Source organism: Oceanimonas sp. AH20CE76 (assembly GCF_039654065.1).
Taxonomy (GTDB): Bacteria; Pseudomonadota; Gammaproteobacteria; order Enterobacterales; family Aeromonadaceae; genus Oceanimonas; species Oceanimonas smirnovii.
Map to the genome: position 1 here is coordinate 2,253,109 of NZ_CP155481.1, position 21,356 is coordinate 2,274,464.

The 21,356-nt window shown below is 54.6% G+C and carries 17 protein-coding genes and 1 tRNA gene; 4 read left to right on the forward strand and 14 right to left on the reverse strand.

What is annotated here, in order from left to right:
* Window position 1 precedes the first annotated feature (1 nt).
* Window positions 2-1,717: a bifunctional isocitrate dehydrogenase kinase/phosphatase gene (gene aceK, locus N2M06_RS10965; protein ID WP_346350773.1), complete on the forward strand. Its 1,716-nt coding sequence runs from the start codon at window positions 2-4 to the stop codon at window positions 1,715-1,717.
* 28 nt (window positions 1,718-1,745) lie between these two features.
* On the opposite strand, the gene N2M06_RS10970 is transcribed toward aceK, so the two are convergent.
* Window positions 1,746-2,237 (reverse strand): putative 4-hydroxy-4-methyl-2-oxoglutarate aldolase, encoded by a 492-nt coding sequence (locus tag N2M06_RS10970; RefSeq protein ID WP_317075234.1) that lies wholly within the window; start codon window positions 2,235-2,237, stop codon window positions 1,746-1,748.
* A 404-nt stretch (window positions 2,238-2,641) separates the two neighbouring features.
* Here N2M06_RS10970 and arcA point away from each other — a divergent pair, with 404 nt between their 5' ends.
* Window positions 2,642-3,358 (forward strand): two-component system response regulator ArcA, encoded by a 717-nt coding sequence (gene arcA / locus N2M06_RS10975; RefSeq protein ID WP_019934231.1) that lies wholly within the window; start codon window positions 2,642-2,644, stop codon window positions 3,356-3,358.
* A gap of 125 nt (window positions 3,359-3,483) precedes the next feature.
* Here the strand turns inward: arcA and fbaA are convergent, their stop codons facing one another.
* From fbaA to N2M06_RS11020, 9 genes are all read right to left on the reverse strand, one after another.
* On the reverse strand, window positions 3,484-4,563 hold the full coding sequence (gene fbaA / locus N2M06_RS10980) for a class II fructose-bisphosphate aldolase (protein WP_019934232.1): 1,080 nt from the start codon (window positions 4,561-4,563) through the stop codon (window positions 3,484-3,486).
* 60 nt (window positions 4,564-4,623) lie between these two features.
* Window positions 4,624-5,787 (reverse strand): phosphoglycerate kinase, encoded by a 1,164-nt coding sequence (locus N2M06_RS10985; RefSeq protein WP_346350774.1) that lies wholly within the window; start codon window positions 5,785-5,787, stop codon window positions 4,624-4,626.
* A gap of 40 nt (window positions 5,788-5,827) precedes the next feature.
* Entirely contained in the window at window positions 5,828-6,841 is a 1,014-nt protein-coding gene (gene epd, locus N2M06_RS10990) for an erythrose-4-phosphate dehydrogenase (protein ID WP_019934234.1), read from the reverse strand.
* Window positions 6,842-7,270: 429 nt separating this feature from the next.
* Entirely contained in the window at window positions 7,271-8,620 is a 1,350-nt protein-coding gene (locus tag N2M06_RS10995) for an MFS transporter (RefSeq protein ID WP_346350775.1), read from the reverse strand.
* 314 nt (window positions 8,621-8,934) lie between these two features.
* Window positions 8,935-11,112 (reverse strand): malate synthase G, encoded by a 2,178-nt coding sequence (locus N2M06_RS11000; RefSeq protein WP_317075231.1) that lies wholly within the window; start codon window positions 11,110-11,112, stop codon window positions 8,935-8,937.
* Window positions 11,113-11,426: 314 nt separating this feature from the next.
* The gene (phoU, locus tag N2M06_RS11005) at window positions 11,427-12,131 is read right to left on the reverse strand and encodes a phosphate signaling complex protein PhoU (RefSeq protein WP_019934238.1); all 705 of its coding nucleotides are present in this window, start codon (window positions 12,129-12,131) and stop codon (window positions 11,427-11,429) included.
* 10 nt (window positions 12,132-12,141) lie between these two features.
* On the reverse strand, window positions 12,142-12,954 hold the full coding sequence (gene pstB / locus N2M06_RS11010) for a phosphate ABC transporter ATP-binding protein PstB (RefSeq protein WP_019934239.1): 813 nt from the start codon (window positions 12,952-12,954) through the stop codon (window positions 12,142-12,144).
* Window positions 12,955-12,987: 33 nt separating this feature from the next.
* Window positions 12,988-14,637, reverse strand: a complete 1,650-nt coding sequence (gene pstA / locus N2M06_RS11015) for a phosphate ABC transporter permease PstA (protein ID WP_346350776.1) — start codon at window positions 14,635-14,637, stop codon at window positions 12,988-12,990.
* A gap of 11 nt (window positions 14,638-14,648) precedes the next feature.
* Window positions 14,649-16,868: an ABC transporter permease subunit gene (locus N2M06_RS11020; protein ID WP_346350777.1), complete on the reverse strand. Its 2,220-nt coding sequence runs from the start codon at window positions 16,866-16,868 to the stop codon at window positions 14,649-14,651.
* A 155-nt stretch (window positions 16,869-17,023) separates the two neighbouring features.
* Here N2M06_RS11020 and N2M06_RS11025 point away from each other — a divergent pair, with 155 nt between their 5' ends.
* Window positions 17,024-17,524 (forward strand): ACT domain-containing protein, encoded by a 501-nt coding sequence (locus tag N2M06_RS11025; RefSeq protein WP_346350778.1) that lies wholly within the window; start codon window positions 17,024-17,026, stop codon window positions 17,522-17,524.
* A gap of 3 nt (window positions 17,525-17,527) precedes the next feature.
* On the opposite strand, the gene tadA is transcribed toward N2M06_RS11025, so the two are convergent.
* The gene (gene tadA, locus N2M06_RS11030) at window positions 17,528-18,013 is read right to left on the reverse strand and encodes a tRNA adenosine(34) deaminase TadA (RefSeq protein ID WP_346350779.1); all 486 of its coding nucleotides are present in this window, start codon (window positions 18,011-18,013) and stop codon (window positions 17,528-17,530) included.
* Between the two features lie 167 nt (window positions 18,014-18,180).
* Between tadA and N2M06_RS11035 the strand changes: the two genes are divergently transcribed.
* A tRNA-Pro gene (locus N2M06_RS11035) sits at window positions 18,181-18,257 on the forward strand.
* Between the two features lie 48 nt (window positions 18,258-18,305).
* Here N2M06_RS11035 and N2M06_RS11040 read toward each other — a convergent pair.
* The 3 genes from N2M06_RS11040 to phoR all read right to left on the reverse strand — a co-directional run bounded on the left by N2M06_RS11040 (window position 18,306) and on the right by phoR (window position 21,352).
* Window positions 18,306-18,767, reverse strand: a complete 462-nt coding sequence (locus tag N2M06_RS11040; protein WP_019934244.1) for a GNAT family N-acetyltransferase — start codon at window positions 18,765-18,767, stop codon at window positions 18,306-18,308.
* Between the two features lie 204 nt (window positions 18,768-18,971).
* Window positions 18,972-19,940, reverse strand: a complete 969-nt coding sequence (locus N2M06_RS11045) for a phosphate ABC transporter substrate-binding protein PstS family protein (RefSeq protein ID WP_019934245.1) — start codon at window positions 19,938-19,940, stop codon at window positions 18,972-18,974.
* Between the two features lie 86 nt (window positions 19,941-20,026).
* On the reverse strand, window positions 20,027-21,352 hold the full coding sequence (phoR, locus tag N2M06_RS11050; protein WP_019934246.1) for a phosphate regulon sensor histidine kinase PhoR: 1,326 nt from the start codon (window positions 21,350-21,352) through the stop codon (window positions 20,027-20,029).
* Window positions 21,353-21,356 lie beyond the last annotated feature (4 nt).

The following is a 21,356-nucleotide window of genomic DNA, read 5'->3' on the forward strand; positions in this document are numbered from 1 at the left end:
AATGAACAGTCGTACGGGAGAAATGGCGCATATTGTGATGCGCGGATTTGATGCGTTTCACCGCTATTTTCTGGTGATCACACAAGGTGCAAAAAGCCGCTTTGAAGCTCAGGACTGGAGTGGCGTGCAACTGGCCTCACGCCGGCGCATCTGGCTGTATGATGAATATGTGAATAATACGGTGCGTGCCGTCCTCGACTATAACCGGGGTCCGCTGCGCCACCATGAGCTGAAAGCCCTCAAACAATCTTTCAATGACTTGCTGATCGGCCACCCTAATCCGGATATGGCCGAGTCTTTCTACAACTCGGTATACCGGCGATCTACCCGTCATCGCAGCATTCGTGCCGAAAATCTTTATATCCATCCCTTTGTGCCTCAGCCCGGCGAGCAGGATCTTTCATCATGCACCTGGCGCTATACCATGGCACCGGGAGAAATAGCGCATACCTTGCGAGCCTTGCTTGCCCGCCTGAAGCTGGACAGGCCTTTTATTCAGCTCGAACAGGGTCTGGCCCAGGCTGAACAAAAGCTGGCCGAACAAGGACTGGCAGACGCATCTCTTGAACTGACCGTGATTAATACTCTGTTTTACCGCAACAAGGGAGCTTATCTGATTGGCCGCCTGGAGCGGCCTGAAGGGCCTTTGCCTTTTATTATTCCGCTGATACATGGTGACGACGGCCTGCTCCTGGATACCCTGCTGCTCAGTCATGATGACGCGTCCATTCTGTTTGGATTTGCCCGGGCCTACTTTATGGTCTGGTGCCCCGGACCTTCACTGCTGGTACAGTTTCTGCGCCCTCTGCTGCCCAATAAGTCCGACTATGAAATTTACAACGCCATCGGCTGGCAGAAGCACGGAAAAACCATTTTCTACCGGGACTTTCTGCAGCACCTGCAGCATTCAAAAGATAACTTTGTCCCTGCCAGAGGTATAAAAGGCATGGTGATGTGCGTCTTTACCCTGCCCTCCTTTGATGTGGTATTCAAAATCATTAAAGATCACTTCACACCACCCAAAACCGTAGATCGTGATACTGTCAAGGCAAAATACCGGCTGGTAAAACAGCATGACAGAGTGGGCCGAATGGCTGACACCATGGAGTTTACCAACTTTGAATTGCCCCTTAACCGCATCAGCCCCGAGCTGCTTGATGAGCTGCAAAGGGAGGTCCCTTCGTTATTAACCATTAAAGATGACCGGTTAATCATTCATCATCTGTATACCGAGCGGCGCATGACGCCTCTTAACCTCTATCTGGATCAGGCAGAAGGAGAGCAACTGAGTGATGCGCTTGAAGAATACGCCAATGCACTCAAGCAGCTGGCGGCGGCCAATATCTTTCCCGGTGACATGCTGTTCAAGAACTTTGGTGTTACCCGTCATGGCCGGGTAATTTTCTATGACTATGATGAAATCGCCTATATGACAGAATGTCATTTTCGCGACATTCCCAGAACCGACCATCTTCAGGATCAGCTCAGTCCTGAGCCCTGGTACTCGGTAGGACCCAGTGATGTATTCCCGGAGGAGTTTAAAACCTTTCTGCTCTATAACCCCCGTATTCGTGCTGCCTTTAACGAACAGCATATGGAGTTATTCAGCGCACAGTACTGGCGACAGTTGCAACGCAACATTGAGCAGGGACGAGTAGCAGATATATTTCCTTACCGCCGGCGGCAGCGGTTTAAATATAAGGATGGTGAGGAGTGAGGTGATCTCCTCACTCCTCACACAAACATCAAAGCTGTGGATGGCTCAGGGGTTCGCGGGAAATCAGAACACCGTTAAGATCGGAGTAAACGTAGTCACCCGGCTGAATGGTGACACCTGCAAAAGTGACCGGCACGTCTACCACGCCTTCGCCGCGCTTCTCGGAGCGGACAGGGCAGGCCGCCAGCGCCTTGATCCCCAGAGAAAGTCCCCCAAGCGTGCCGGCATCGCGAATGGCACCATGAATAACAATGCCTTCCCAGCCATTTTCCAGCGCTTTTTCAGCCAGCATATCGCCCATCAACGCGCAACGCAGCAGGCCGCCACCGTCCACGACCAATACCTTACCGGTACCGGGCTGAGCAACCAGCTCCCTGACCCGGGAGTTGTCTTCATAGCAACGTACCGTGACCGCCTGCCCCCAGAACAGCGGACTGGCACCAAAATCGCGGAAGATGGGATCCAACACTTTTACTTTATCTGCATGTTCATCACACAGATCCGGCAACAAATCGAGCATGTGTCCTCCGTTATCAATACAGGCTCAGACCTGAGCCCCGGGCTGCAGAGTGTAACAGTTCGCTAAAAAAACAGCAGTTTTGTTAAATTGATGCTTGACCTGGATCAAACCAGGCCATAAAACAATTTAACAATATCCGCCGCAAACTGTTGTTATGCCCCTGTTAACTGTTAAAATAACATCAAACTATTAAAAGGACCTCTGTTCTTCCCGTTTTCTAATCTGTTGGGTATGACGCAGCAACTGCATGGGATGCATATAAAAAATAATAACTGCACTGTGGTCCAGGCGGGCCGTTTTCGCTTGATATCGTAAGTTTGTTACACAAAAAACGGACAACTCAGCCTTCGCTGCTATCACAGTGCCGATGACAGTATTTTTACATTCAGAGAACAGGTAAGCTCATGCAGACTCCACACATTCTTATCGTTGAAGACGAACTGGTCACCCGCAATACCCTTAAAGGCATTTTTGAGGCAGAAGGCTACGCTGTACTGGAAGCCACCGATGGCGAAGAGATGTACAAAGCCCTGTCCAGCCATAAGGTGAACCTGGTCATTATGGACATCAACCTGCCCGGCAAGAACGGTCTGCTGCTGGCCCGTGAGCTTCGCGAGCAACACAATCTGGCGCTGATGTTCCTCACTGGTCGTGATAACGAAGTCGACAAGATCCTGGGCCTTGAAATCGGCGCCGACGACTACATTACCAAGCCCTTTAACCCTCGCGAGCTGACCATTCGTGCCCGTAATCTGCTGGGTCGTACCATGCAGGCTCCCGATGCTCAGGAAGATGACAAGCAGGTAGAAGCCTATCGCTTCAACGGCTGGACTCTGGACATCAACAGCCGTGCATTACTCAGCCCCAACGGTGAAGTGTTCAAGCTGCCGCGCAGTGAATTTCGTGCCATGGTGCATTTCTGTGAGCATCCGGGCCAGATCCAGAGCCGTGCCGAGCTGCTGAAGAAAATGACCGGCCGTGAGCTCAAGCCTCACGATCGCACCGTGGACGTCACCATTCGCCGCATTCGCAAGCATTTTGAGTCGGTGCCCGACACTCCTGAAATCATCGCCACTATTCACGGCGAAGGCTACCGCTTCTGCGGCGAGCTGGAAGGGTAAACGCCCGTCATGCCGGGTCTTGATCCGGCATTCTGAATTCCGGCTCAGGGCCGGAATATGAAAAGCCAGCCCACACACCGAAAAAAATACCGGCCAGATGGCCGGTATTTTTTGCAGATAAAGCCTTACAGCACGTTAACGGCATTCAGCTCACGGAACGCCTGCTCAAGGCGGGCGATCATGCTGAGCTGACCTTCACGCAGCCAGACACGGGGGTCGTAATACTTTTTGTTGGGCTTGTCGTCGCCGTCCGGATTGCCTATCTGCCCCTGCAAATAGGCTTCCTTTTCCTTGTAGTAATTCATCACGCCGGCCCAGGTGGCCCACTGAGTATCGGTGTCGATGTTCATCTTGATCACACCGTACTCGATGGATTCCTTAATCTCTTCCGCAGAAGAGCCGGAGCCGCCATGGAACACGAAGTTCAGAGACTTGGGTGCCAGGCCAAACTTTTCCGAGACGAACTTCTGGGAGTTATCCAGAATTTTCGGGGTCAGCTTGACGTTACCGGGCTTGTACACACCGTGCACGTTGCCAAAAGACGCGGCAATGGTGAACTTGTCACTGATGGCACTCAGCTTCTCATAGGCATAAGCCACGTCTTCCGGCTGGGTGTACAGCAAAGAGCTGTCCATGCCGGTATTATCAACGCCGTCTTCTTCACCACCGGTGCAGCCCAGCTCAATTTCCAGGGTCATGCCAATCTTGCTCATACGCGCCAGATACTGAGCACAGATCTCGATATTTTCTTCCAGGCTCTCTTCAGAGAGATCAATCATATGAGAGCTGAACAGCGGCTTGCCGGTTTCGGCAAAGTGTTTTTCGCCGGCGTCAAGCAGGCCGTCAATCCAGGGCAGCAGTTTTTTGGCGGCGTGGTCAGTGTGCAGTATCACCGGCACACCATAGGCTTCAGCGACCGCATGCACATGACGGGCACCGGAAATGGCACCCAGAATGGCAGCCTGATGGCCTTCCATCTTAAGCCCCTTACCGGCGAAGTAGGCGGCACCGCCATTGGAGAACTGCACAATCACCGGTGATTGAACCTTGGCTGCAGCTTCAATGACAGCGTTAACCGAGTCGGTACCCACAACGTTAACCGCCGGCAGGGCAAATTTACCGGCCTTGGCGATTTCAAAAATCTTCTGCATGTCATCGCCGCTGACTACACCCGGCTTGACCACATCGGAAATCTTCTGAGACATTATCTTGCTCCTGTAAGCTTGCTTACGGCCGGAGTAACCAGCCGCAGTAGTAAATAAGAGTTAGCTCTGAGCACGTTGCTCCAGAACAGCCACCGCCGGCAGAGTCTTGCCTTCTACAAACTCAAGAAAAGCACCGCCACCGGTGGAAATGTAAGATACCTTGTCCTTGATCCCAAACTTGTCGATGGCCGCCAGAGTATCGCCGCCACCGGCAATGGAAAAGGCATCGCTCTCGGCAATGGCGTTGGCCACGACTTCGGTGCCGTGAGCAAACTGATCAAACTCAAACACACCCACCGGGCCGTTCCACAGAATGGTTTTGGCTTCTTTCAGGATCCTGGCCAGGGCGTCGGCAGAGTCGGGGCCAAGATCAAAAATCATATCGTCGGCTTCCACTTCGTTAACCGGCTTGACAGCAGCATCGGCCTGCTCGGAAAACTCGGTGCCCACCACAACATCAGTGGCCAGAGGAATGGCACATTCGGCTGCCAGCTTTCTGGCGGTATCGAGCAAGTCGGGCTCATAGAGTGATTTACCCACATCATGGCCGGCCGCCGCAATAAAGGTATTGGCAATACCGCCTCCCACTACCAGCTGATCGGCCACCTTGGACAATGACTCCAGTACGGTCAGTTTGGTAGATACCTTGGAGCCGCCTACTATGGCCACCATGGGCCGGGCGGGCTTATCCATGGCCTTGGCCAGGGCCTCCAGCTCGGCAGACAGCAGCGGACCGGCACAGGCCACGGGGGCGTATTTGGCAACACCATGAGTAGAAGCCTGGGCACGATGTGCTGTTCCAAACGCATCCATCACAAAGACATCACAGAGCGCAGCATACTGGCGCGACAGGGTCTCATCGTCTTTTTTCTCGCCTTTGTTAAAGCGCACATTTTCCAGTACCACCAGCTCGCCCTCAGCAATATCGAGGCCATTCAGGTAATCACTGGCCAGCCGCACCGGCACAGACAGTTTGCCAGCCAGATAGTCCACCACCGGTTGCAGAGAGAACTCGTCGGCAAACTCACCTTCAGTGGGGCGTCCCAGATGCGACGTCACCATCACCTTGGCGCCCTTGGCCAAGGCTGCTTCAATCGTGGGAAGAGAAGCGAGAATACGGGCATCTGAGCCGACTTTGCCGTTTTTTACCGGCACGTTCAGGTCAGCACGGATCAGTACCCGCTTGCCGGACAGGCTGAGTTCATTCATTTTGATGACAGACATATTACGTCCTCTAAATTGGCAGTACGGTTGTGTTATGGATTTATTTTCCCGCGGCCAGCCAGGCCAGACTGGTGTCCAGCATGCGGTTGGCAAAGCCCCATTCGTTATCACACCACATCAGCATTTTAATCAGGTTGGCATCACTGACCCGCGTCTGGGTGCCGTCAATAATGGAAGAATGGGGATCGTGATTAAAGTCTACCGACACCAGCGGCGCTTCGGTGTAATCAAGAATACCTCGCAGTGGTCCGGCGGCGGCGTCTTTCAGTACCCGGTTCACCTCTGCTACTGACGCATGCTTTTCCACAATAATACTCAGATCCATGGCGGTCACGTTAATGGTAGGAACACGCACGGAGATAGCCTCAAACTTGCCGGCAAAATGTGGCAAAATGCGCTCAACCCCTTTAGCCAGCTTGGTATCTACCGGAATAATGGACTGACTCGCTGCACGGGTCCGGCGCAGATCGCTGTGATAAGCGTCAATCACCTGCTGATCGTTCATGGCGGAATGAATGGTGGTGATATTGCCACACTTGATGGTAAATACTCGATGCAGGGTCTCGATCACCGGTACCACACAATTGGTAGTGCATGACGCGTTGGAAACAATGGTTTCATCACCGGTCAGCTGCTGATGGTTAACCCCATACACTATGGTGGCATCCACATCGCTGTCGGCCGGGTGGGAAAACAACACCCGCCCCGCTCCCGCGGCCATGTGCAGGCCGGCATCAGCACGGCTTGACAGCACACCGGTGCAATCGAGCACCAGATCTACGCCAAGCTCGCTCCAGGGCAACTTGTTTGCTTCTGGCTCGTGACACAAGCGAATAAGATCGTCACCAATACGCAGATGGTGACCATCCAGCGTTACTTCCTGACCAAAACGACCATGGCTGGAGTCATAACGGGTAAGATGCGCCATGGCTTCAGGCTCAGCCAGCTCGTTAATGGCCACAATTTTCATGTGTTGATCAAGTCCACGCTCATAAAAAGCGCGCAACACACTGCGGCCGATACGGCCGTAACCATTAATGGCGAGTCGAATCATGGCTGTTTGCTTCCTGCTTGGCTCAAGGCTCAGTATTTAAAACAATGCCAAGTCTAACGAGGATTGAAAGCAAGGGGAATGGTGAAGGCAGTGATACAGGCCCGAAAAAGGAAAAACCCCGGCCAGTGGCTGGCCGGGGGAACAAAATTCACACAACTTCCAGATCAGGCTCAGGCTCGGTAACAATCGGAATAACCTCTGCCTGTCCGGCTTGTTGCTGCAACCAGTGCAGCACTCTGGCAGGGTAACAGTCATCCGCCGACCAAATACAGGCGGGCGGGGTCGAGACAGCCTTCATAAGCGGCACACTATCCATGGACTTGTCCTCGCTGATTGAAACCAGACTCAGAATACCGCCGGTCAGTGACGGTTTAATGACACTACCCCATTTCTGTATGAAAGGCCAACCCGTGCGCATCAGGCCGGTATCTACTCCGCTTTTTCGGCCTCAGGTACAGTCAGCTCCAGCTCCATCTGACCGGCACTGGCCTCGGCAATGGCTTCCTCTTCCAGATCCGGAAACACCTCCTCCATGGGCAAGCCCACAAATTCTTCGTTACGGGGATCCAGCTCGGTGATCACCCCGGCAGTGTCTACCGGCGTAGCAATATAAGCCGCTTGCTCTTCCACCGGTAATTCAGGAGTACGCCGCTGCCACCACCAGGTGTAAGTACCCAGCAACAGCGCCACACCGGCACAACCGATATAAAGCCCCTGAGGGCCGAGCCAGCTCATCATGGCGGAGCTGAACAGCGGCCCCAGGGAGCTGCCAAGCCCATAACTCAGCAGCAGGGTGGTGCTGGCAGCCACTATATGCTCAGCTTCCATACGGTCATTGGTAATGGCCACCGCCACCGGGTAGATGGAAGCCACCATTCCCATATAGAGAGCTGAGAAACCAATCAGAATGCCCAGATGATAACCACCGGCAATAATCACGCCGGCCGCACTCAGGGCTATCACCAGATTGATGGCCAGCATGATGCGGCCGCGATCCAGCCGGTCACACAAGCGCCCCAAAGGCCAGGCAAACAGAATAAAAGTAAAAATGGACGCAGCCATAAAATAAGACAACTGATCCACCGGCAGCCCAACCTGAATGGCATAAACCGGTGCCATGGCATAAAAACTGCTGATCAGCACACCACTGCACAGGGCCGCCAGCAGGCCTACCGGCGCACTGCGCACTATGGCCTTCAAACTGATACGCTCACTGTGCTCTACCGTAGGTGCTTCCATGCGCGTCAGTGACAGTGGCACCAGAGCGGCGGTCAGCAAAATAGCCCCGAGCGTAAAAGGCACAAAGGCGGCGGGATCGATAAAGCCAATCAGCAGCTGACCGGCGGTGGCCGCCATGTAAGCACAAATTTGGTAAGCGAAAAACAGGGTAGCCCGGTTATCACTGGTAGCCACGGCACTGAACCAGCTTTCAATCACCACAAAACTGCCGGCCACGGCAATGCCGCTCAGCGCACGCAGCAGCGCCCAGATAATAATGCTGTCGGTAAGCGGAAAAATCAGAGTAGAGCTGGCCAACACAGCACTGAACACCGCAAAGGCACGAATATGCCCTACCCGCTTGATCATTCTGGGGCCATACAGTGAACCCAGCACAAAGCCCACCGAATAGCACACCATAATGCTGCCGATAAACGTCGGCTCCACCTGCCTGAGCCCCAGGTTAACGCCCAGCAGGGTCATCACAAAGGTATTCCCCCCCATCAGCAGAAATACACTGAAAATAAGCGACGACAGCGAGATAACCAGACGTCTTATCATGATGGCAACACTCTGAATAAAAAATGAATATTGCTCAGATTGGCAGCAAGCCGCGGAGCTGAACAAGCCTCATTCATTCAAAACCCGCGACAGATCACTGTTCTTGTCTCTTCACCGGAATGAATGCTGAAAGGAGGGCAAAAGGAGCAGGTTCACGACCAGGATGGTATTGGCCGGACGCTACAGGGAGGTACTCGAAACGTGTCGGGAAGCCGGCCGTTTGGCCGACTTTTTCTGCACATACAGGCGACACCGCCTACAAACAAAAACCCCCGGCCTGAGGCCGGGGGTTTTTCGTTAAGCAAAAGCCGGGCTTAACCCTGAGCTTTCAGCTTGCGACGGTAGGCGTGCAGCAGCGGTTCAGTGTAACCACTGGGCTGAGTGGTACCCTCGAACACCAGAGCACAGGCTGCCTGGAAGGCAATGCCGTCAAAGCCGGGAGCCATATTGCGATACAAAGGATCACCGGCGTTCTGCTCGTCTACGATGGCGGCCATGCGCTTCATGGACTCCATGACCTGCTCTTCAGTCAGAATGCCGTGGCGCAGCCAGTTGGCAATGTGCTGAGCAGAAATACGCAGGGTAGCGCGGTCTTCCATCAGGCCCACGTTGTTGATGTCGGGCACCTTGGAGCAGCCCACACCCTGGTCGATCCAGCGAACCACGTAACCCAGAATACCCTGAGCGTTGTTGTCCAGCTCATTCTGGATCTCGTCTGCAGTCAGGGCGTCTTTATCGGCCTGAGTCAGCAGCGGAATGGTCAGCAGATCGTCCAGGCTGGCCGCTTCGCGAGACTTCAGCTCATCCTGACGGGACTTCACGTTCACCTGATGGTAGTGAGTGGCGTGCAATACGGCAGCAGTCGGAGACGGTACCCAGGCAGTGTTGGCACCAGACAGCGGGTGAGCAATTTTCTGCTCCAGCATATCGGCCATATTGTCGGGGATGGCCCACATGCCTTTACCAATCTGAGCCTTGCCCTGCAAGCCAGCCGCCAGACCCACATCGACGTTGTTGTTCTCGTAAGACTGGATCCAGGCCTGCTGCTTCATGTTGCCTTTACGGACAACCGGGCCGGCTTCCATGCTGGTGTGGATTTCATCGCCGGTACGATCCAGGAAGCCGGTGTTGATAAATACAACACGGTCACGGGCTTCATAAATAGCAGACTTCAGGTTGGCGCTGGTACGGCGCTCTTCATCCATGATACCGACTTTCAGCGTGTTCTCCGCCAGACCCAGTACTTTTTCGATGCGGCCGAACAGTTCAACAGCAAAGGCCACTTCTTCAGGACCATGCATCTTGGGCTTAACTATATATACACTGCCGGTACGGGAGTTACGGAACTGGCCGTTGCCCTTGAGGTCGTGAATGGCGATCAGACAGGTTACCAGACCGTCGATGATGCCTTCCGGAACTTCGTTACCGTCTTTGTCCAGAACGGCTTCGTTGGTCATCAGGTGACCCACGTTGCGGACAAACAGCAGGCTGCGGCCGTGCAGAGTAAAGGCTTCACCCTGCGGATTCAGATATTCGCGATCCGGATTCAGGGCACGAATGATTTCTTTATCGCCCTTCTGAATTTTCTGGGTCAGGGTGCCTTTCATCAGGCCCAGCCAGTTGCGGTATACGCCGACTTTGTCTTCGGCATCCACCGCCGCTACGGAATCTTCGCAGTCCATGATGGTGGACAGGGCCGCTTCAACGATCAGATCCTTGATGCCGGCCTTGTCGAGTTTGGCAACCGGGTTGGCAGCATCGAACTGCAGCTCAATGTGCAGACCGTTGTTACGCAGCAGTACCGAAGCAGGTGCAGCAGTGTCACCCTTATAACCGGCGAACTTGTCGGCATCAGCCAGAGTAGTGGTATCACCGTTTTCCAGCGTGATCTGCAGCTGACCATTAACAACGGCATAAGCAGTGGCATCGGCATGGCTGCCGGCAGCCAGGGGAGCGGCCTGATCCAGCAGATTACGACCCCAGGCGATGACCTTCTCGGCACGACGCGGGTTCAGTGACTTGGTTTTTTCAGCGCCATCCGTCTCGGCAATGGCATCGCTGCCATACAGAGCATCATACAGGCTGCCCCAACGGGCGTTGGCGGCGTTCAGGCAATAACGGGCATTATTGACCGGAACCACCAGCTGCGGGCCGGCAAGTGTCGCCAGTTCAGCATCTACGTTGGTGGTGGTAATTTTGTAGTCTTCCACCTCCGGCACCAGATAGCCGATGTCGGTCAGGAATTGTTTGTAGGCCGCGGCATCGTGGGGCTTGCCAGCATTGGCATGATGCCATTCGTCAATCTGCTTCTGCAGTGCATCGCGCTTTTCCAGCAGAGCGCGGTTTTTAGGGGCCAGATCGTTAACAATCTGTTCCATGCCACTCCAGAACGCGGCGGGCTCAACGCCGGTACCGGGAATGATTTCATTAACTACCAGATCATGTAGAACGGTAGCGACTTGCAAAGTGCCGAGGTGAGTACGTTCCGTCATAGTTGCTTCTTCTATTCTAGTTGTCAGTAGTGTTCGACCGATCACTAACCCTAATCGCATGGGAGCGATAGTTTACCTGCGAAGGAGGAAAGAGGCAAAGTCGAATTGTTTTATATAGTCACAGGATCTTCACAATTTGTGAATAAAAGATTATTACCAAAAATTTATTACTTATAATTCAAACATATGGTCAAAGCGCTGGAATTTTAACCTTTGATTCAGGATCCATCAAGGATCGGGGATCAGTTTGGCGCTTTGGTCGCGTCTGCATACAAAAAAACGCGCCGAGGCGCGTTGTTGTAAACCCGTTCTGCTCAGTCCAGCATGCTGTGAATATCTTCATCACTGATGTGGCGCACATCTTTTCCCTTCACGAAATAAATGATGTATTCGCAGATGTGCTGGACTCTGTCTCCTACCCGTTCCAGAGAGCGGGCGCACCAGAGCACATTGAGCACATGAGGAATGGAACGTGGATCTTCCATCATAAAGGTCATCAGCTCGCGAATAATCGACTCGTATTCTCTGTCTACCTTGTCATCTTCCTTGTGCACTTCGATGGCCGCCTCCACATCCATGCGGGCGAAGGCATCAAGCGACTCGTGCAGCATGCGCACGGTACGCCGGCCCATGTTCTCCATGGACACCAGCGGCGGCTGCTTTTTATTGGCATTGTCGAGCAGCATCATGCCGATGCGTTTGGCCACATCACCGATACGCTCCAGATCGGTAATGGTCTTGATAATGGCCAGCACCAGACGAAGATCCGAGGCTGCCGGCTGGCGCTTGGCAATAATGCGGGTGCACTCTTCATCAATCTGCACTTCCAGCGCATTAACCTTGTGATCGTTGGCCACAATCTGCCGGGCTGTGGTCATGTTCTGCTCATGAATGGCAGTAATTGCATCGGTCAGCTGCTGCTCTACCAGCCCGCCCATCACCAGCACCTGATTGAGCACCCCTTCCAGCTCGGTATTAAACTGGCCTGAAATATGTTTATTAAGATTCAGCTTATCCATTGCGGGCTCCTTAGCCATATCGACCGGTAATATAGTCTTCGGTCTTTTTCTTGCTGGGGGTGGTAAACAGGGTGTTGGTATCGGCGTACTCAATCAGTTCCCCCATATACATAAAGGCGGTCTGATCCGACACCCGCGCCGCCTGCTGCATGTTGTGCGTCACAATCACCACAGTGTATTGAGATTTTAGGGTGTTGATCAGCTCTTCAATCACCAGGGTTGAAATAGGGTCCAGCGCCGAGGTGGGCTCATCGAGCAACAGTACTTCCGGCTCGATAGCAATGGCCCGGGCAATCACCAGACGCTGCTGCTGACCGCCGGACAGGCCAAAGGCATTGTCGTGCAGCCGGTCCTTTACTTCATCCCACAGGGCTGCCCCGCGCAGTGAACGCTCCACCGCCTCATCCAGCCGGCGGCGATCATTAATGCCCTGCAGCCGCAGGCCGTAAACCACGTTTTCATAAATGGATTTAGGAAAGGGATTGGGACGCTGAAACACCATGCCAACTTGCCGGCGCAACGCCGCCACATCCACTTCCTTGCCGTAGATATTCTGGTTATGCAGCAGAATTTCACCTTCTATGCGGCAGGTTTCCACCAGATCGTTCATGCGGTTAATACAACGCAGCAGGGTAGACTTGCCACAGCCGGACGGACCGATAAACGCAGTGACCTGCCCTTTGCTGATATTCATGTTGACATCAAACAAGGCCTGCTTGGCACCGTAGAACAGATTAAGCCCGCGCACTTCCAGTGCCGTCTGTTGCAGTGACGGAGCCTCGGTAACAATATCCTGATCCAAAGTGGTCGCCAGGTTAATCATGGTTTGTACCTCTTTCAATGTTGGCAGGCTGAATTACTGATCCAGCGAGCGGAATTTTTCACGCAGATGATTACGAATACCGATGGCGGTCAGGTTAAGCCCCACAATCACGGTGACCAGCAGGAATGAAGTGGCATATACCAGGGGGCGGGCCGCCTCAACATTGGGGCTCTGAAAACCCACATCATAAATATGAAAGCCCAGATGCATGAATTTGCGATCCAGATGCAGATAAGGAAAGTTGCCGTCCACCGGCAGATTGGGTGCCAGCTTAACCACTCCCACCAGCATCAGTGGTGCTACCTCACCCGCAGCCCGGGCAATGGCCAGAATAAGGCCGGTCATGATGGCCGGGCTGGCCATGGGAATAATGATGCGCCAGAGGGTTTCTGCCTTGGTCGCCCCCAGCGCCAGCGAGCCCTGACGTACCGAGGAGGGAATCCGGGACAACCCTTCCTCGGTGGACACAATCACCACCGGCAGGGTCAGAATGGCCAGGGTCAACGCCGACCACAGCACGCCGGGCGAGCCAAAGGTAGGGCTGGGCAGCGCTTCCGGGTAAAACAGCCGGTCGAGAGAGCCGCCTAGCATGTACACGAAAAAGCCCAGGCCAAACACACCGTATACAATGGACGGTACACCGGCCAGATTAATCACCGCGATACGAATAACCCGGGTCAGGCTGTTCTTGCCGGCATACTCATGCAGATAAATAGCGGCCACCACTCCCAGCGGGGTCACAATGATGGCCATCAGGATCACCATGAACACAGTGCCGAAAATGGCGGGGAATACACCACCTTCGGTGTTGGCTTCCCGCGGGTCACTGCTCACAAACTTGCCGATGGCAGTAAACCAGTGTCCGGACTGTGCCAGCAGGCTCATGTTGTTAGGCCAGGCCACATCCAGTACTTCGCCAAGCGAAATGGTCACCTCCTGACCACGCATGTCTCGTACTATCACGCTGTCGCGACGGGCCTGTTCACGCAGGGCAAACAGCTCTTTTTCCAGTACACGATAGTCAGCACGCAAGGTTTCTTCCCGGGCACGAATATCGGCCAGCGCATCGTCAGTCAGCTCTCCGTCCAGTTCCAGACCTCGCTGTTTCAGCCGCAGCCGCTCAAGCTGATGGTTGATGCTGCCAATATCCCCTTTTTGCAGCGTTTCCATACGTTCATTCAGCTCGTCTACACGAGCAATACGGGATATCAGCTGCTCATGCGTATCACCTGCAACGCTGCTGCCGTTTTCCAGCACCCGTTCAATATAACCATAAAAATTGCCGTTATGAGAACGTTCAATGACCGCCAGGTCTGCCGGTTCGCTACGGGAAATAATGTCGGTTTCCAGGATCCAGCGAAAATCGAGAGGCACGAACTCCCGGTTGCCGGTTTTTACCAGATAACGGGTCAGGCTTTCTTTGGTCACCCCTTCAAGTGCCAGTCCGGCACCACGCAGCTGGGCCACCGGCACCTGTTCACGATCATGAATTTCACCGATCACGGTATAGCGCTCTCCTTCCGGCGTACTCAGCTGCCATTCATAGATGGTATGCGGCCAGAAGTAAGTAAGACCACGCCAGCCAATCATCAATAACAGGCCAAGCACTGCTACCAGGCTGAGGCTGACTGCACCGCCGGTCATCCAGATCCAGGGCCTCCCTGATTTGAACCATTTATTCATCGTATCGCCCCTTACATTGAGCTGTACTTGTCACGCAGCCGCTGACGCACGAACTCCGCAATCGTATTGAACAGGAAGGTAAACACAAACAACACAAAGGCCGCCAGGAACAACACCCGGTAGTGAGAGCTGTTTACTTCCGCTTCCGGCATTTCCACCGCTATATTGGCCGCCAGGGTACGCATGCCGTTAAAAATACTTAAGTCCATCACCGGCGTATTGCCGGTGGCCATCAGTACTATCATGGTTTCCCCTACGGCCCGGCCCAGCCCCATCATGACCGCCGAGAAAATTCCCGGGCTGGCGGTCAGCATGACCACCCGGGTCAGGGTCTGCCATGACGTTGCGCCCAATGCCAGAGAGCCGTTGGTGAGATGCCGGGGCACCGAAAACACGGCGTCTTCAGCAATAGAGAAAATGGTAGGAATAACGGCAAAGCCCATGGCAATGCCCACCACCAGAGAGTTGCGCTGATCAAAGCCCACGCCCAGCTCGTTGGTCAGAAAACTGCGGGCATCACCGCCAAACAACAGGTTTTCTACTGCCGGACTGAAAGCAAAACAGGCCCAGCCCACCAGCACCACCACCGGCAGCAACACCAGACTGTGCCAGCCTTCGGGCACGGCATTGCGCAGCCGCTTCGGTAAAAAGCGCCAGCCAAAGGCAGTCAGCAGCATGGCCGCTGGCATCAGCACCAGCACCAGCACCACACCGGGCAGATGCGTTTCAATTAAGGGTGCCAGCCAGAGACCAGCCAGAAAACCGAGAATGACGGTGGGCAGGGCTTCCATGATTTCTACCGTCGGCTTGACTACCTTGCGCAACCCGGGCGACATGAAATAAGCGGTATAAACCGCACCGGCAATGGCGATGGGCACTGCAAACAGCAGCGCATAAAAGGCCGCTTTCAGGGTCCCGAAGGAAATAGGCACCAGACTCAGTTTGGCTTCAAAATCACTGCTGCCGGAGGTGGACTGCCACACAAACTGGGGTTCGGGATAGCCTTCATACCAGACTTTGGTCCACAGCGCTTTCCAGGTCACTTCCGGATGCTCATTCTCCACCTCAAAGAAAGCCAGACGATTATTTTGCTCCAGCAACAGCAGATTATTACGCGGAGACAGGGCAAGGGACGAGACGTTTGCACCAGCCAGGGTGTCCGAGAAGAGATGACTGTCACCCGTGGTATGGAAAATATCGATATCACCCCGGGTACTGACAGTCACAAAGCCCTTACGGTTAATTTCATTGGCTATCTGCGCTACCGGTCCTGCGGCTTCAAACTCACGAATGAAGGTAAACTCGCGTTTACCGTCTTTGGCCACTTCAAACCACTGAGACACAACGCCGTTATCATTGCCAACCAGCAAGGAATTGCCGCCGGCCAGCAATATCATGGTGCTGATATTCCCCCCCGGTGCATTCATGGAAATGACAGAACGCAGCCGTACCTGATTGATGTTACGCACATCATATACCGACACTTCATTGCCACTGCGTACAAACATAAAACGCAGATTTGGCGTGACCAGCATCTGATCTACCCGGGCCGGCAAACCGGGAATCGCGACCTGAGTCGGCGTCAGCTCAAGTTCACCGGTGAGAAAGTTTTCCTTGCCGGCAAAGCGGGTCAGCACCATATCACCGCCGGCCACTACGGCTGCAGTCAGCAGATCCTCACCATTGGTCGCAAAGCTCAGCCGCTCAAGCGCCCTGCCCTGTTCGTCCACCTGCAGCGGCGCTGCACCAAAAGGCTGAGTGATGCCGGGGGTAATGGTGCGCACATTATCGGGATAGCTGACATCAAATTTGGGTGCCAGCACCCGTATGGAACCGTTATCAAAACCATAGGCCACCATGGGCTTGCCATCGTTGGCCGCGGCCGTGGTGATGTTTCCGGGCACCAACTCGCTGGCCAGCAGCGCCCCGTTTTGCCGCAGGGAATAAAAGTGAATATCGCCGAGGGCCGAAAAAGTAAAGGCCTGCTCGTTCTGCTCCTCCACTCCCAGCAGCAACGGTGCTTTATCTCCGGCAAGGGCAAACTCCCCCGCCGGCGTCACCTTGGCTCCGTTAAAAATCGGTTTTACCACATACAACAAATAGAAAAAGATAAGCAGCAGGGCCACCAGTACAATAATGCCGCCGGCGGTTACGCCCATACGGGCTGCTCTGTCCTTGAGCCAGCGCTTGCGGCTGCCGGTCAGGGCCATGGTTTGAGTCTGGGTTGACATGCAGTCACTCCGTTTGCTTTGCAACTGCACGCATTCTATGGCGATGAAATGACAATTTTGTTACAGAGCACAAAAGCGGGCCACCAGCCTGTAAAAAAAACCGGTGGCGTGTATCTTGAACAATGAAATGGTTTCATTCATCAAGGAGAGAAGGTATGAAAACCCTGGTCGCCACCCTGATAGGTCCCGATAAAACCGGGCTGGTAAGGCAGCTGGCTGCACTGGTGCGCCGGCACTACGGCAGCTGGCAGAGCAGCGCCATGAGCGAACTGGCCGGCTATTTTGCCGGTATTGTGGAAATACAGGTGCCCGCCGAGCACAGCGAGGCACTGGAACAGGCGCTGCTGTCACTGCCGGACTTTCAGGTCCAGCTGGTGGAAGGGAAAGGGCCTGCCCCCCATGGCCAGCGGTTAAAACTGACCGTCACTGCCAATGACAGGGTCGGTATCATCGACGAGGTCACCGACATCATTAACAGCCTGAATATCAGTGTCAAAACCCTGAAAACAGACAGCCATCCCGCTGCCATTACCGGCATTGCCCTGTTTGAAGCACAAAGTACCCTGACGCTGCCTCACGGTCAGACCCTGGAAGATCTGCAAACCCGGCTGGAAGCCCTGAGTGATGATCTGGTAGTAGATATTGAGCTGATATAACCGTCAGCCGGTCTGCTGGCGGGCGGCTTTTTTTTCGGCCCGCCGGCGCTTGAAAAAAGCACTCAGCTGGGCGGAACACGGCTCAGCCAGTACCCCCGACTGCCAGTCAATGCGATGATTCAGCCCGGGCGTGGCCAGCAGTTGCAGCACTGAATCCACGGCGCCGGTTTTGGCGTCACTGGCACCGTAGATCAAACGCTGAATGCGGCTGTGCACCATGGCCCCGGCACACATGATGCAAGGCTCCAGAGTCACATAGAGTGTACATTCCAGCAGGCGATAATTACCTAAATGTGCGCCAGCCTGACGCAGCGCCATAATCTCGGCATGAGCGGTGGCATCGTGATGGCCGATGGAGCGGTTCCAGCCCTCACCCACACAGTGCCCGTTGTGCACCACCAGGGCCCCTACCGGCACTTCTCCTTCCTGCTCGGCCCGCATTGCCAGCGCCATGGCCCGGCGCATCCAGTATTCATCTTGCTCGTTCATTACCGCCTCCTGAAGGCGGCTATTATGGCAAAAGCCGGCCCGGCTGCAAGCAAAGCAAAAAACAGCCGTAAAAACCGCCAGCACGGGCAATAAAGCGACAAACGAACACAAAAGCCTGAAACAGGGCTTGCAGCAAAGCAGGCAGATCTTTATAGTTGCACTCGATTCGGCGTGTAGCGCAGCCTGGTAGCGCACTGTCATGGGGTGTCAGGGGTCGGAGGTTCAAATCCTCTCACGCCGACCAAATCATCCTGAAAAAGCCCACTGCAATGCAGTGGGCTTTTTTGTTGTGTTATGCCTTGTACTCCATCAACAGCACCTGCACCGGCTGGCCATGACGCTCAAGCCGGCGCTGCTCTACTTCAATAAAACCCATGGCCTCAAAAAAAGGCCGGGCATTAATGCTGGCATCACAATACAGACGGCTCAGCCCTCTTGATGCGGCTTCGGCCTTGAGTCGCTGCATCAGGGCACGACCTATGCCTTCCCCCTGCCTGTCATGATGCACATAAAACAAGTCAATACGGCCGTCATCGTCCAGCTCGGCAAAACCAAGCAGCCGCTTTCCTTCCATTGCCACCAAAGGCCGGGTGCGTATAAAACGGCTGACCCAGCGCGGCTCGTCATAATCCTCAGGTGCCCAGACCGCCCGCTCACTTTCACTGTAATCGGCCTGACTGATCCGGTGCACGGTATCGTGGAACAACTGCCAGATACTGCCCGTTTCACCACTGTGGATCGTCCTGATTTCCATAATTGCTCCTGCGTAGATACTGCTTACATGCTTCCTTCTCTATATAGCCACAGTTACTGCCAAGAAAAAAGTGGTCTGGCAGCCAGTTTCTGACGCTTAAGCCGATTTCTTATACTATTGGACTAACAAAGCCCTGTTAATGAACATAAAAAAGCCCCGGACCAGCCGGGGCGCAAACAACAACCATAACGAAACAGTAAAACCTTACAGACCCAGCTTCTTGAGATCCGCTTCTACTACGGCAGCGGGCACAGGCACATAGCCGTCTTTATCAACAATCTGCTGGCCCTGTTTAGACAGCATCAGCTTGACGAACTCGGCTTCCATCGGTCCCAGAGGCTTGTTCGGGTGCTTGTTCACATAAACATACAGAAAGCGTGACAGCGGATAGTCGCCGCTGATGGCGTTATCGGCATTGGCTTCCACATAATCAGCAGAGCCGGCCGGTGCCAGAGGAACGGCACGTACACTGGACGTGCTGTAACCCAGACCGGAATACCCGATGGCATTCAGGGAAGAAGACACTGACTGTACCACGGACGCAGAGCCGGGCTGCTCATTTACGTTGTTCTTGAAATCACCTTTACACAGCGCCTCGTCCTTGAAATAACCGTAGGTGCCGGACACAGAGTTGCGGCCATAAAGCTGAATATCACGGTTGCTCCAGTCACCATCCAGACCGGCCTGACCCCACTGGGTAATTTGCTCGGCCATGCCGCAGGCCAGGGTGCTGGAGAAAATGGCATCCACCTGATCCAGGCTCAGGCCGTCAATCGGATTGTCTTTGTGGACGAACACGGCCAGCGCATCAATGGCCACACGAATGGGCGTGGGCTTGTAACCATGACGCTTTTCAAAGGCTTCAATTTCATTGCTCTTCATGGCGCGGCTCATGGGGCCGAACTGGGAGGTACCCTCGGTGAGGGCCGGCGGCGCGGTAGAAGAGCCGGCTGCCTGAATTTGCACGTTGACGTTAGGATACTGGCGCTTAAATTCTTCCGCCCACAGGGTCATCATATTGGCCAGGGTGTCGGAGCCGACAGAAGACACGTTACCGGATACACCACTGACTTTCTCATAATCCTTCAGCGATTCATCTACGGCAGCAGCAGCTGAGGCAGCGGCCATGGTGAATGTTAAACCCAGTACAGTTGCCAGTTTGTTCAGTTTCATCCTTAATCTCCAGTAAGTTCGGTCTTTCAAGACGCGGCCAGTATGGTTGCCGGCAATGACAATGCTATGAAACCCTGATGACGGTTTTATGACAGGGTGTCAGTTACTCTCTGGCTGCTGTCGGTAACCAGCAGCCGGGCAGGCAAGACAAAGCTGAAACAACTGCCTTTACCGGCGCGGCTGCTGATTTCAAGATGGCTGTCATGGTGGCTGAGTGCATGTTTCACGATGGCAAGCCCGAGCCCGGAGCCGCCGGTCTGACGACTGCGGGCCTTGTCAACCCGGTAGAAACGCTCGGTCAGGCGGGCAATGTGCTCCGGGGCTATGCCCTCGCCGTTGTCGGTCACGGCAAAACGGCCGGCCTCTCCTGCCCGCTTCCATTCCACCACAATATGGCTGCCTGCCGGTGTGTGACGCACGGCGTTATACACCAGATTGGAGACGGCGCTGCGCAACTGCTCCGGCTCACCTCGCACCTTGAGACCGGGTTCGACATCAAAGCTGAAGGTATGTTGTCTCTCGCCGCTCAGAGCCACGGCTTCCTGCTCCAGCATATGCAGCATGGCCGGCATATCCACTACCTTGCTGAAGTCGGGCTGAGTGGCAGCTTCATAGCGGGTCAGGGTCATCAGCTGATTGACCAGGGCGTCCATGCGCTGGGTCTGCTCCAGTAACACCCCTTGTGTTTTCTGCCAGCGCTGCGCAGAAGGCAGCTCTTCCAGCATTTCCAGGTAGCCTTTTAATACCGTCAGCGGCGTGCGCAACTCATGGGACACGTTGGCTACAAAGGACTTGCGCACCTGCTCCAGACTGCGCAACCGGGTCACGTCCCGCACCACCAGCAGCGCCTGATCATCGGTATAAGGCATGATGCGGCATTCCAGCAGCCGCTCTTCACTTAGGGGAGAAGGCATTTCCAGCGGCTCACGAAAGTCTGCCCGCTTCAGGTAAGCAATAAATACCGGCATGCGAATCAGGTTGCCGATATGCTGGCCGGCATCGTCGGGCCAGCGAAACCCGAGCAGCTGCTGAGCCAGCTTGTTACACCAGATAATACTGCCATCGCGGCGAATCACCACGGCAGCATCGGGCAGGGCCTCGGCACCTTCCCGAAACCGGCGCACCAGTCGTGCCAGCTCACGCCGCCGGGCTCGCTGACGCTGCTGTAACCGGTAAATACCGTTAAAGATTCCTTCCCAGCTGCCCTTTCCTTCCGGTGGGGTCAGGCTACGATCCTGCCACAGCCATATCGATAAGCGACGCTGGGAACGGTAGTGCAAAAACAGCTGTATGATGGTGCCAGCCAGCAGACCGGCCGCCAGGTTGCCCGCCAGCAAGCCGGCAAAGCCCAGCACGGAATAAAACAGCGCCCAGCGCCACCAGCGGCTTTGGCCGGATGTTTGTTGCTGCATAAAG

Coding starts and splice junctions, on each gene's coding strand:
- N2M06_RS11040 (WP_019934244.1), bottom strand. CDS start 18,767: ATGGAAATCAGGACGATCCACAGTGGTGAAACGGGCAGTATCTGGCAG.
- N2M06_RS10970 (WP_317075234.1), bottom strand. CDS start 2,237: ATGCTCGATTTGTTGCCGGATCTGTGTGATGAACATGCAGATAAAGTA.
- N2M06_RS11045 (WP_019934245.1), bottom strand. CDS start 19,940: ATGAAACTGAACAAACTGGCAACTGTACTGGGTTTAACATTCACCATG.
- pstA (WP_346350776.1), bottom strand. CDS start 14,637: ATGAATAAATGGTTCAAATCAGGGAGGCCCTGGATCTGGATGACCGGC.
- N2M06_RS11020 (WP_346350777.1), bottom strand. CDS start 16,868: ATGTCAACCCAGACTCAAACCATGGCCCTGACCGGCAGCCGCAAGCGC.
- pstB (WP_019934239.1), bottom strand. CDS start 12,954: ATGATTAACCTGGCGACCACTTTGGATCAGGATATTGTTACCGAGGCT.
- N2M06_RS10985 (WP_346350774.1), bottom strand. CDS start 5,787: ATGTCTGTCATCAAAATGAATGAACTCAGCCTGTCCGGCAAGCGGGTA.
- N2M06_RS11000 (WP_317075231.1), bottom strand. CDS start 11,112: ATGACGGAACGTACTCACCTCGGCACTTTGCAAGTCGCTACCGTTCTA.
- N2M06_RS10995 (WP_346350775.1), bottom strand. CDS start 8,620: ATGATAAGACGTCTGGTTATCTCGCTGTCGTCGCTTATTTTCAGTGTA.
- epd (WP_019934234.1), bottom strand. CDS start 6,841: ATGATTCGACTCGCCATTAATGGTTACGGCCGTATCGGCCGCAGTGTG.
- phoR (WP_019934246.1), bottom strand. CDS start 21,352: ATGCAGCAACAAACATCCGGCCAAAGCCGCTGGTGGCGCTGGGCGCTG.
- tadA (WP_346350779.1), bottom strand. CDS start 18,013: ATGAACGAGCAAGATGAATACTGGATGCGCCGGGCCATGGCGCTGGCA.
- arcA (WP_019934231.1), top strand. CDS start 2,642: ATGCAGACTCCACACATTCTTATCGTTGAAGACGAACTGGTCACCCGC.
- fbaA (WP_019934232.1), bottom strand. CDS start 4,563: ATGTCTCAGAAGATTTCCGATGTGGTCAAGCCGGGTGTAGTCAGCGGC.
- N2M06_RS11025 (WP_346350778.1), top strand. CDS start 17,024: ATGAAAACCCTGGTCGCCACCCTGATAGGTCCCGATAAAACCGGGCTG.
- phoU (WP_019934238.1), bottom strand. CDS start 12,131: ATGGATAAGCTGAATCTTAATAAACATATTTCAGGCCAGTTTAATACC.
- aceK (WP_346350773.1), top strand. CDS start 2: ATGAACAGTCGTACGGGAGAAATGGCGCATATTGTGATGCGCGGATTT.